The following is an 11,670-nucleotide window of genomic DNA, read 5'->3' as shown; positions in this document are numbered from 1 at the left end:
TGTAAATTAACCTTAATTCTCTCTTTTATTCTTTCTTATTATTTTATCAAATTTATTAAAAGACAAACTTAAGCCGTATAAAATTAATTGCTGGTTTCAGCCAATTTACGAAAGTCCTCGCGGACTTTCTATCTGTGATTTATTTGCTAACTTTAGTGCTTATAACACGCAACTAATCTTATACAAACACGTTGGCAAACATAACTCACGAAATCCAAATACTGAAAAATTGAAAAAAAAATAATGAAAAAAATACTACTATTTATTGCAATAATCTGTTACGGAATAATACAATCCCAAAATGTTAATATTCCTGACCAAATTTTTAAAAACAAGTTATTAAACCACACAAATCCAGTAATCGATACAAATTCAGATAATGAAATTCAAGTTAGTGAAGCTGAAGCAGTAACAGGTATAATAAATGTTTCAGCTTCAGATATATCTGATGTCACAGGAATTGAAATGTTTATTAATATGACCGAATTTTCATGTTCTGAATCTAAAGTAACGAAAATTGATATGAGTAGTAACACCAAACTGACATATTTAGAATTTAATAATGCAAAAGTCTCAAGCCTTGATATTAGTAATTGTACAGAACTGAAAGGATTGTCGTGTTTTGGGAATGAATTAAAATCTTTGAATATCCAAAATAATAAAAAATTAGAATTACTTTATTGTTACAATAATAAATTAACGGAATTAAATACCGAAAATAATATTGAATTAAAAATTATAAATGCTCTTAATAATAAAATACTAGTTGTAAATATTGAAAACAATACTAATCTTGAAGCTTTAGTTTTAAGTCAGAATTTAATCACAAATCTAGATGTAAGTAATAATTCTAAAGTTTATATTTTTAGGACTCAAGATAATCCAAATTTAAAAACAATTAATTTAAAAAACGGAAATAACCAAAATTTCACATTTTCTGGAGACGTAAAAAGTAATTTTGAAAATTTACCGAATTTAGAAACAATTTGTATAGACGATTTAAATAATACTGCTTTTAAAAGTGGAATTTCAAACCAAGTAGGAAAATCTATAACTTTTACAAATAATTGTTCGACTCTTTCAAATGAGGAGTTTTCAATAGAAAATTATGTAATCTCACCAAATCCTATTGAAAATATATTGACAATCAAATCAAAAAAAGAAATTTTTAAAATTAAAATCTATAATTATATTGGCAAATTAATTTTAGAAAAAAAACAAGAAAGAAAAATAAATATTTCTAGTTTAAAAAAAGGAATATACCTTTTAAAAATATTTGGAAAAAATGGAGAAGTTAAAATAAAGAAAATTCTGAAAAAATAAAAATACGTTTGCCAACACCGTATATAATTTATTGCTAGTTCTAGCCTACTTACGAAAATTCTAGCGGACTTTCTATTCGGTTTTTATTTGCTAAATTAGGTGCTTAAACCACGCAACAAACCATATACAAACACGTTAGCAAAAATATAAAACTAACATAACGTTAAAATAACACATTGAAGGTTACATTTGAAGACAAATATTAATTAACCATAAAAAAAATATGAAAAAACAAAATTTAAGATTTTTAACATTAACCCTCCTGATTGGAATACTGGTTTATTCCTGCCAAAAAGAAGATGAATTTGTAAATGAAGAAATTTCTTCTATTCAACAAACGAAACCAGAAAACATTACAAAACTTGGAAATAAATTAGAGAATCCATTTTCAGTTACAAATATGCAACGAGCGTTGGATACTATTTTAAAAGAAGTAAAAAAATCTAAAAGTTATCAAGCAAAATCATTTCAAAAATCAGCAGAACAAATTGAAATTAAGAAAACAGATTTGTATGTTCGATTTTTGCCAAAAGATTCATTAGAACTAAATATCATTGAAAAAGACACTACTATAGTGCTATATGACCACCCACTTGATTATGAAATAGAAGAACAAGGAGAATATTATCATGACCCTGAATTACCTGAAGATCAAATTTCATGGCGATATACAGTTGTAAAACCCGACTATGAGTTTCCCGAAATTCAATATGAAGTTTTATCAGATTTATTTATTCCTGAAAATAGTGAAGGATATTTTGAAGAAGAAGACACAAATCTTAAAGGAAAAAGTACATATTCAAAAACAAATAGCCTCGGTAGTTTAGAGACAGTATCATTATATCTTACCAATAATTTAACCCAAGAAGAAAAACAAGAAATAGAAAAAGATAAAAAGAAAAACCTTTTAGCAAAACGTGTTTGTGTTTGGTTTATTTGTTGGAATGTTCCAGACCGTTGGAATCCATCAGGAACTATAAAACTATGGGATGATAGATTAAATAACTATTACCCAATGCAAGGTGTCAACGTTAGAGCAAGAAGATGGTTTACTACAAAGACAGATATTACTGACAGTAATGGAAAATTTGAAACAGGTTCATTTAGAAGACCTGCAAATTATTCTATTAAGTGGGAACGCCATCATTTTTCGGTAAAATGGTCTTGGTGGTTATTTTGGTCAGGAACTGCTAGGTATAATGGCCCAAAACAAAAATCTGCTTGGAACTTAAATATTAAAGGAGGTACACAACAATATTATGCTACTGTTTTTCAAGCGGCACACGATTATTATTACAAGTATAGTTATGGTTTAACAAAACCTTCAAGATGGGGAGGTTTTTGGAAAATGAGAATTAGAGCTAGATTAAAAAATGGAACTTCTTCTTATGTAAAAGCACGTAGGTTATGGAATGGATCTGATATATCTTTGCAGGCTTGGGGAGACCCTTCTGACTTAGTTTATGGAACAACTATACACGAATTAGCACATGCTGCTCACAGAAAAGTAGATGGTAGTGCCTATAATAGTTTGGTTAGTAAAGGATATTCATTTGCAGTTTATCAAACAGATGCAGTTAGTAATAGCGCGAAAAGAGTGATGGAAACTTGGGCGACTACTGTAGAAATTGCATTGACAAATTTAAGGTATAAGAGCTACCTGAGAGATAATAATTTTGAATATGGTTTATGGAAAGACCCATCAACAAATAATAGACAAAATTTTCCATTAGAATCACAACCAATTTATACTTCTTTAGGTTATGATTTGATGGATAACACAAACCAAAGAATAGACATAGAGCATGACTATGTAGGTACATATGCTCAAGATAGAGTTTCAGGCTATTCAATAAAACAGGTAGAAAACAGCCTAAAAGGTACTAATAGTTGGGGAGAGTGGAAAGAAAATATTAAGAAACAAAACCCAAACAATTCAACAAAAAAGTATATTGATGAACTATTTAATAATTGGTAAAATGAGAACAACACTATTTCTAATATTTATACTATTTTTAAGTTGTGGTCCAGAAGATGAATGTGAGTCATATAAATACACATTACAAAATAAGAGTGGAGTAACTATAAAAATAATAACATACAATATTGAAGGTATAATTAAATTAGATAATAATCAAGAGAAATCGAAAACATACAAAAGTTGTTCACATAATGATATTCCTTACTATAGTTATGTCAATTTCTTTGCTTCTGATTCTATAAAAATTATTTTTAATTCTACAAAAAAACTTTTTTTCAAAAAAAAAATCATTTGTGAGCAAGGAGGTATCAAAGAGAATGAAAGAAATCTTTTAAATGAGTGTTTTTATAATAGTAATAAAAATTCAAAGAAAACATTCATTTTTACATCAGAAGATTATGAAAACGCAGAAGATTGTAATGGAAACTGTGAGTAAACACTTTTGCTAACACGGTATATAAAAAATAGCAGTTTAATGCAAACTAAAGAGTTTGTGCTTTTCTGTTATCTTTATTGCTAAATTAAAAGTGAAAGCATTTTTATTCTGCTACTTTTCATATACCAACACGTTGTAAACAATGCCCAAAAAAACTCAATAGTGAGTATTATAAATAAATGTTTAATTAAAATTAAAAAGTATGATTAAAAATTCAATGAAAATGATGACAGTATTATTTGCTTCATCTATGTTATTAACATCTTGTTATTCTTATACAAGTGTTGTCGGAGAAGGAGCTCAAGGAAATTCTCAAACGACAAAATGGAATCATTATGTTGTTTATGGTTTAGCTCCTGTTGGAGTTTCTGATTCAAAACAAATGGCGAATGGTGCGAAAAATTATACAGTTCACACAAGACAGACATTTGTGAATGGATTAGTTGCTTCTTTGACTTTTGGAATTTATACTCCATCAACAACGACAGTTACTAAATAATTAGTTAATTAAAAAAGGAGGTAATTCTTGAATTGCCTCCTTACTGAAAAATCTGAAAATGAAAAAAATAATATTTTACATATCATCTATTTTCTGCCTAATATTAACTGTTAATATATCTAAAATATTAATTAACGATTTTGAAAGATTGAACGAATACGGATTTGGATATTTAGTCGGAAAAATTATACTTTTTATAATATTTTTAATTTTGGTTCTTTTAACGAGAAAGAGTATTTTGAAAAAGAAAGTAACTGAATAATGCACTGTTTACAACACCGTATATAATTTATTGCTGGCTTCTTGCCTACTTGCGAAAGTCCTCGCGGACTTTCTTGGTCGGTAATTATTTACTAAATTAGTTACTTGAAACACGCAACAAACCATATACATCAACGTTGCCCAAAATAGAGCGAAAATCAAATCAGAAACAAAAATAATTGATTTTAAAGTTAAATTAACCAATGGCATTTAGTGAAAAACAGAACTTATTTCTTGATTATTTACTTGAAAAAGTTGGTTTTCAAAAAGAGGATTTAATTTTTAACTATAAAACTAAACTTGAGTCAGTTTATGGTAAGTATCATAAAGAATGGAAAAGAGTAATTTACGATAACGGATATACATATATGCGATATTTCTTTAGATACTCAAACTCGGAATGTATAGAGGAAGTTTTAAAAGAAATTGATATAAGAAAGAATTTAGGTTCAATTTCATTATTAAAATTAAATGAAAACTCAAAAATTAGTGCAACTGATTTATCTTCTTTTAATTTTTGCCCAGTAAGTTTTTCCATAAACAAATCTTTCGTAATTGAACATCCTACTGGAGAAGACAAAAGAATAATTGGCATTAACTTTCACGAAACTTTAAGGTTAATAGATAAACAAATCCCAAAAGAATATGATGAAAGTGATTTTATTGAATACGATGTAAGAGAAAATAACATTATCAAAAAAATAAAGAATTGTGAGCTTATATTTTCTGGACATACCAAAGAAAAAACAGTTTTTGAAAATCAATCAAAAAATTTTATAGGACAACCTGATTATATATTCAAAGACCCAAATGGAAAATATTTTGTCGTAGAAGAAAAGTTTAAATATTTAAATAGTTATTACAATCCTGAGGACTTTCAATCAGAAGAAATAGAGAAAAATAGACAAAAAATTAAAACTACTTTCTTTTCAAATCATATAATACAATTAGCGTCTTATTTAGATTTTATCAAAGAATATGACTTTGATTATGGAGTTTTAATTTATTGGTTTTACGACTTCAATGATAATAGACCTTTTGTACATAGCGTTTCGACAAAAATTATTAAAAAAAGTGAGTATTCACCTCTTTTAGATAAAACATTATCGAATTTAAATGATTTTATAGAAAATAAAGAAATAGATTTTAAGAATAAAGTAAATCCGAATAAATGCGCAGCTTGTATTGTTAACAAATATTGTGCTCACAAAACGGGCGAATTAAATATTTTAAAAATTCCTTACAATCGATATGATTTAAAACTAAAATTTGTAGAATTCCCAGAGGTATTAAAAAAACCGAAAGAGGACGATAAACCTGAAAGTATAAATTGAAACTAAAAAACCACTTTGGGCAACACCTTGTATAAAAAATTGCTAAATTTGGCTTAACCGAAAGTTTGTTCTTTTTTAATAAACTATATTTTTCCTGCGGAAAAATAGCCGTTCATTTAAAACGCAACTTTCCATACAAAACAACGTTACCAAAAATAGTTCTCAATTTTACGTTGGAAAAAATAGCGACCCAAAACTTTCTAAAAAAAAGTGAAATTATGTAATGTTTGACACTGACTCGCTCGTGAAATTTTACGTGAGAATTTCGAAAAATGCAGAATTGTAAAATGTGGGAATTTACTCAAACTTAAGAAACCAAAATTGCGGAATTTCCAATCAAACGTGAAATTGAGCAAAATTACAGAGTTAAACTGGAAACCTGAAACCAAAATTGTGGAAAACAAAAATTGCGGAATTTAAAACTGAACATAAGATTGAGCAAAATTGCAGAATTAAGCAAAGAATGAAAAACCAAAATTGCGGAATTGCCAATCAAACGCTGAAATTTGGTAATTAATTACAAAAAGTTGAAAATAAAAAAACTACTTTTGGTAACACCGTGTATTAAAAATTGCTAAATTTGGCTTAATCGAAAGTTTGTGCTTTTTTAAAAACTTCTAATTTTCCGGTGGAAAATTAGCCGCGTTTTTAAAACGCAACTTTCATTACACAAACACGTTGTATGCCATTTGAGAAAAATTTGAACTTAATGAAAAAAATATTTGCTTTTTTAATAATTATTGCCTGTTTAAACTTATCTGCCCAAAAAATTAATTACGCGATTCCAAATGGTTACGAAAATGAAATATCAAAGAAGGATTATAAATTTTTGGTAAATGAATCTGTAAAAGCTATTTCCAAAAACTACAAGATAACTTCAATAAAAAGTGGAGCGATAGAACTTGAAAAAGGTCAAGATTATTCTATTGTTAATCTTCATAATCTGATTTTAAATTGTTCTCAAATAGACAAGAAAAACTGGTCTGAATTTATTAATTCCCATTTTCAAAGTATGTATGAGTCAATGGAAAAACAAAAACAACTTGACCCAAATAAATTTGAAACATTGGTTGATTATTTAGGTATTAGAATATATCCAGAAAATTATGTTAGTCAAAATGGCGGAACAGATAACCTAATTTCGAAAAAACAATTAGACGGCACAATATCACTATTGGTTTTAGATTTACCATCGACTTTCGCATCAGTCCAAAAAGAAATGTTTGATTTATGGAACAAAACAATTGATGAAGTCTTTGACATTGCTCAAAAAAATATAAACAGGCAAGAATTCACTAAAGCAACTGAATATTTTGACATAAATGGACAAAAAATTGAAGTAGACTTTATAGAGAATGAAGATTATGGAGCAAGTTTAGCACTTGATTTAATAAGTAATGTGCCCGAATTTGTTGGAGAATGGGGTTCGGTAATAGCAATTCCCAATAAAGGCATAGTTGACATTTGTAAAATCACAAAAGATAAACCATTGGACTTTATACTTTTCATTCAGCACTTCAAACCAGTAGTAGAACAGTTCTTTAACCAGCATCCGCAACGCATTTCAAGAGATTTTTATTGGTATTATGACAATAAATTCACTAAAATAAACATCTCGAAAAATAATGGTGAATTTAACGTTATTTCACCTATTGGACTGACTGAATTGATGACTGAAAAGAAATAAAAAACGGCATACAACACCGTGTAAAAAAAATTGCTGGTAAAAGCTAATTTACGAAAGTCCTCGCGGACTTTCTATCTGTGTTTTATTTGCTAACTTTAGTGCTTAAACCACGCAACTTTCCTTACACAAACACGTTAGCACCAATAAAACTGAAATGAAAAAAAAATACCAAATTTTTATATCATCAACTTTTAAGGATTTAAAAAATGAAAGAGAACTCGTTATTAAAGCAATCCTTGAAATGGGACATATACCTGTTGGAATGGAAATGTTTAGCGCTGGTGACACACAACAATGGAAATTAATACAAACCCAAATTGATGATTGTGATTATTATGTTATAATATCTGCCTTTACTTATGGATCGCTTGATGGAGAAATTAGTTATACAGAAAAAGAATATGATTATGCAGTTTCAAAAGATATTCCTATTTTAGGATTTATTATAAACGATGGAGTAAATTGGCCAGCTAAAAGCTTTGACAAAACAGAAGATAAGATTAAAAAACTTAACGATTTTAAAGAAAAAATAAAAAATAGAATTGTTAGTTTTTGGGATGACAAAAATGATTTGTACGCAAAAGTATCTATTTCCCTTATGAAACAATTCAATACTAATCCAAGAATTGGTTGGATAAAATCATCTGAACAAATGGGACCAGAAGTATTAAAGGAAGTATCAAGACTTAGTAATGAAAATTCAAAACTAAGAGATATAATCCAAGAGCAGGAATTACAAATAGAAAATGAAAAAAAAGCTGAATTTGAAAAGCTAATTAAGACTTTAAAGCATAATAAAAGAGAAATTGCATTTAAATATGAATACGATAATGAATGGAGTGATTCGACTGAATTTACATTACTTAATATATTTAATTTACTTGCTCCTGAATTTATGATTGAATCATCAACTGAAAGATGTAGGTCTTATTTAGGCTTTATACTAAAACCTAATAAAGAACGAAAAATTAAAACTAATAATTCTACACCATTAAATAAAATAAAAAGCATATTAGCTGACTTAAGTGCATTAGAAATTATAAAGCCATCTTTAAAAAAACATCCAGTTTCAGATAAAAATGAATATTGGACTTTAACACTTGAAGGAAGGCAATTATTTAGAGAAGTTAGAAGAGAAGTATTAGACGAAAATTTGTCAATTTCTATTGATAATGAGGAAGTAGAAACAAGTGAAAATTAAAAATAAAGAAAAAACTGGTGCTAACACCGTATATAATTTATTGCTGGCTTATTGCCTACTTGCGAAAGTCCTCGTGGACTTTCTTTGTCCGTAATTATTTACTAAATTAGTTGCTTAAAACACGCAACAAACCATATACAAAAACGTTGGCAGTAAGCTGAAAATCGAACTTCAAATTAAAAATGGAACTAAAAAAACCAACAAAGGAATTTATAAGTGAAATACTTGAATTTTACGATAAAGAAGAAGGAAACGAATTGAATGAGAATTTATTGAAGTTATTTAAAACTTTTGATAATGATTTAAATAAATATGATGTTTTAATAAAAGTAGCTTCGTTAAACAAAATATATTCTACTGCAATTACGAATATAAATCCAGTTGTTGAGCAAATAATAAAAACTACAAAGGAAAATAATGAACTGAACGAATTAAATGACTTTGTGAATTTCGTGGACAAAATATCCAAAATAGAATGGACGAATAATAAAGGAAAAACTTTTAAACGGAACAATTTATCTTTTGCGTCTAAATACGTTCACTTTTTGAGTGAATATGAAACGCCAATTTATGACAGTTATATTTGGATAGTTATTAAAGGATATTTAGGTCAGAAAAATGGAGAATTAAAAACGTTCAATAATCCTGAAAATTTTAGAGAATTTTACTCAATATTTAACGAATTTAAAAAAGAATTGAATTTAGAAAATTATTCAAATTACGAAATCGACAAGTTTCTTTGGCAATATGGGAAAAATTTGATTGTGGAAATTGAATCCGAATTGAATTTAAGTCTTGAACAATCGAAATCTGAATTAAAAAAACGAATAAAAGCCTACTGCCAACAACATATATAATTTATTGCTTTTTTAGGCTCACTTTCGAAAGTTCTCACGAACTTTCTTGGTCAGTAATTATTTAGTAAATTAGTTGCTTAATTCACGCAACAAATCATATATAAAAACGTTGCCAACCATTACCCATCAGAATCCGATAAATTCCTTGGGCTAAAGAGAAAAAAAACTCTAAAATGTTTATTAAAATTGGTAGATTTGACCCAAATATAATTAACTGAATAACAAAACTTGACATTAGACAAGATAAAAAGAAGCATACGATATTGTGATAACTGTTTTTTTAAAATATTTCAAAAATATAACATCCCAAAAAATGATTTTATGGTGTTATTTAGTTTGGTATCTAACAATTATAAGCATATACTTTGAAGCTTCACTAAAATTATGGGCTAGCTCTATAGGAATTTCACTTATCATCGGGTTTGCCCTAATACTATCCACTATTCAACAAGGCATAAAGCAAAATATTTGGGTAAAAATTAGACTTTTTTTGTTCCCTTTCTGTGTTTCTAGTTATTCAGCTACAATAAAAGATTATGATTTCATTCTATTATTTCCTAGTAATTTCTTACACTTATCTATTTCAATACTGAATTGCTTATTGTTTTTATTTCCAATTTGGTGCATAAAAACTTTCTATAGACCATAAGATACCCAATAAATTGAAATAACGGTTGGCAACAAGGGCTATAATTAATACGGGTTTTGATGCTTAACCCAAAGTTTTGGTATATTTACTAAGTCCGCCAAATCTTTTGATTTGGCTTTAATAAAGAAAAGATAAAACAAAATAAAAAAATTTGGCTAAGTGATTAATCGGAAATTCATTACTTTTAATTCCCGTACTAACCATAGCCGAGACGTTGTGTGTAATACAAAAAAAACTGCTAATATGAAAGAATTTTTTACTGAATGCCTAAATGAAACATTTACTTCCTCAAATTTGAAAATACTTTGGGAAAACAAACAATCTGATAAAGATATTATTGGATTAGAAACTAATTTACCAATTAGATATAAACGAAACGAAGTTGGAACAAGGAATATTGAATTGATGTTACAATCAAATTTTGGCTTTTATTATAAAACTATTGCTTTAGTAGAAAATGAAAATCTCCTTTTCCCAAGAGCTTTCGATGACATTATTGGGTGGAAAGATTTAGGAAATTTCAAAAAATTTGGTTTAAAATCTGAAATTAATGTTATGATCGCTGGGTTTTCAATGGAAACATTAAGTTTTGCTGTTAAAAATGAAGATAAAGACGAATATGAATCGAACGGAGGAAAAATGGAGTTAATCAAAGCATTTGACGGAACTATGCAAACATTTGTAAAACCTAAAAAGCGTTTTTCAGTTGAAAGTTTTGACCCTTTAAGTCACTTAGATAGAAGTAGTTTAGATGGTGAAGCAATTTCTTCATTTAATTTCACAAATGGGAATTCAGGAGTTTACCCCACTAATAATACTCATAATTGGCTTGAAAGATTAGTTCCACAAAGATTAATGGAAATTTTCACGATTGAGCAACTACCACAATAATGTAAATAGAAAATTAAATAAAAAAAGGAAATGAATTTAGAGTTAATCTACCAAGGGTTTGAAAATGAGATAAAAAAAAACATACAAACTCGAATGAAAAAAAATAACGGTCATTTAGATATAATTGGTGTAAAAGAAGAGTGTGTTTTTTTTCTTTTAATAAACACTTTTATGATGAAAAAAAGATTATTAGTAAAATATGAAATAAACGAAATAGAGTTACCTGAAGAAGAAAAAAAATTACTTTTTGTAGGTTTTAAAAAAACTTTATATAAATTAATTATGAATAAAGAAGATGTTGAAAGTGTTTATGATAGTATTATTAATTCTTATAATTTATTTTTAAAAATGCACAACATAAAAGATTTAATAAACTCACATTATAATGAGTTATATAATGATTATACTTCAAACTTATTAAATTAACTAAAACATTAAAAATTACAATTTGTGAATGAACAGAAAAGTACTACACACAACAAAGAACTGAGTTAAAAAGCAAACAAATTCTTCATTAAATTTAGGCATTATTTATCTGGCATTGTTGAAGT

The 11,670-nt window shown here is 27.5% G+C and carries 10 protein-coding genes; all 10 read left to right on the top strand.

The genetic code is table 11. The features are described 5' to 3' along the window. Positions 1–243 precede the first annotated feature (243 nt). The 10 genes from Q0731_RS13075 to Q0731_RS13030 all read left to right on the top strand — a co-directional run bounded on the left by Q0731_RS13075 (position 244) and on the right by Q0731_RS13030 (position 11,545). Positions 244–1,323: a T9SS type A sorting domain-containing protein gene (locus Q0731_RS13075; protein ID WP_299064810.1), complete on the top strand. Its 1,080-nt coding sequence runs from the start codon at positions 244–246 to the stop codon at positions 1,321–1,323. A 223-nt stretch (positions 1,324–1,546) separates the two neighbouring features. Then, a complete protein-coding gene (locus tag Q0731_RS13070) occupies positions 1,547–3,301 on the top strand; it encodes a hypothetical protein (protein WP_299064808.1) in 1,755 nt (584 codons plus the stop codon). Then, positions 3,279–3,740: a hypothetical protein gene (locus tag Q0731_RS13065; RefSeq protein ID WP_299064806.1), complete on the top strand. Its 462-nt coding sequence runs from the start codon at positions 3,279–3,281 to the stop codon at positions 3,738–3,740. Before Q0731_RS13070 ends, Q0731_RS13065 begins: the two co-directional genes overlap by 23 nt. 223 nt (positions 3,741–3,963) lie before the next feature. Continuing rightward, positions 3,964–4,239 carry a Bor family protein gene (locus Q0731_RS13060; protein WP_299064804.1) on the top strand — a complete coding sequence of 92 codons (276 nt, stop codon included), beginning with the start codon at positions 3,964–3,966 and terminating at the stop codon, positions 4,237–4,239. Positions 4,240–4,703: 464 nt separating this feature from the next. Further along, on the top strand, positions 4,704–5,834 hold the full coding sequence (locus Q0731_RS13055) for a PD-(D/E)XK nuclease family protein (protein ID WP_299064802.1): 1,131 nt from the start codon (positions 4,704–4,706) through the stop codon (positions 5,832–5,834). A 709-nt stretch (positions 5,835–6,543) separates the two neighbouring features. Beyond that, entirely contained in the window at positions 6,544–7,521 is a 978-nt protein-coding gene (locus Q0731_RS13050) for a hypothetical protein (protein ID WP_299064800.1), read from the top strand. A 154-nt stretch (positions 7,522–7,675) separates the two neighbouring features. Beyond that, a complete protein-coding gene (locus Q0731_RS13045; RefSeq protein ID WP_299064798.1) occupies positions 7,676–8,722 on the top strand; it encodes a DUF4062 domain-containing protein in 1,047 nt (348 codons plus the stop codon). Between the two features lie 182 nt (positions 8,723–8,904). Next, positions 8,905–9,579, top strand: coding sequence for a hypothetical protein (locus Q0731_RS13040; RefSeq protein WP_299064796.1), 675 nt, complete (start codon positions 8,905–8,907; stop codon positions 9,577–9,579). Positions 9,580–10,471: 892 nt separating this feature from the next. Further along, positions 10,472–11,119, top strand: a complete 648-nt coding sequence (locus Q0731_RS13035) for a hypothetical protein (protein WP_299064794.1) — start codon at positions 10,472–10,474, stop codon at positions 11,117–11,119. 93 nt (positions 11,120–11,212) lie between these two features. Continuing rightward, the gene (locus Q0731_RS13030; RefSeq protein WP_299064793.1) at positions 11,213–11,545 is read left to right on the top strand and encodes a hypothetical protein; all 333 of its coding nucleotides are present in this window, start codon (positions 11,213–11,215) and stop codon (positions 11,543–11,545) included. Positions 11,546–11,670: the final 125 nt, after the last annotated feature.

The organism is uncultured Polaribacter sp. (assembly GCF_947497695.1).
Lineage (GTDB): Bacteria > Bacteroidota > Bacteroidia > Flavobacteriales > Flavobacteriaceae > Polaribacter.
This window is presented reverse-complemented; position numbering and strand designations above follow the sequence as displayed.

What these genes read in the sequence shown, in the direction of transcription:
- Q0731_RS13075 (WP_299064810.1), top strand. Translation starts at nt 244, where the DNA reads ATGAAAAAAATACTACTATTTATTGCAATAATCTGTTACGGAATAATA.
- Q0731_RS13070 (WP_299064808.1), top strand. Translation starts at nt 1,547, where the DNA reads ATGAAAAAACAAAATTTAAGATTTTTAACATTAACCCTCCTGATTGGA.
- Q0731_RS13065 (WP_299064806.1), top strand. Translation starts at nt 3,279, where the DNA reads ATGAACTATTTAATAATTGGTAAAATGAGAACAACACTATTTCTAATA.
- Q0731_RS13060 (WP_299064804.1), top strand. Translation starts at nt 3,964, where the DNA reads ATGATGACAGTATTATTTGCTTCATCTATGTTATTAACATCTTGTTAT.
- Q0731_RS13055 (WP_299064802.1), top strand. Translation starts at nt 4,704, where the DNA reads ATGGCATTTAGTGAAAAACAGAACTTATTTCTTGATTATTTACTTGAA.
- Q0731_RS13050 (WP_299064800.1), top strand. Translation starts at nt 6,544, where the DNA reads ATGAAAAAAATATTTGCTTTTTTAATAATTATTGCCTGTTTAAACTTA.
- Q0731_RS13045 (WP_299064798.1), top strand. Translation starts at nt 7,676, where the DNA reads ATGAAAAAAAAATACCAAATTTTTATATCATCAACTTTTAAGGATTTA.
- Q0731_RS13040 (WP_299064796.1), top strand. Translation starts at nt 8,905, where the DNA reads ATGGAACTAAAAAAACCAACAAAGGAATTTATAAGTGAAATACTTGAA.
- Q0731_RS13035 (WP_299064794.1), top strand. Translation starts at nt 10,472, where the DNA reads ATGAAAGAATTTTTTACTGAATGCCTAAATGAAACATTTACTTCCTCA.
- Q0731_RS13030 (WP_299064793.1), top strand. Translation starts at nt 11,213, where the DNA reads ATGAAAAAAAATAACGGTCATTTAGATATAATTGGTGTAAAAGAAGAG.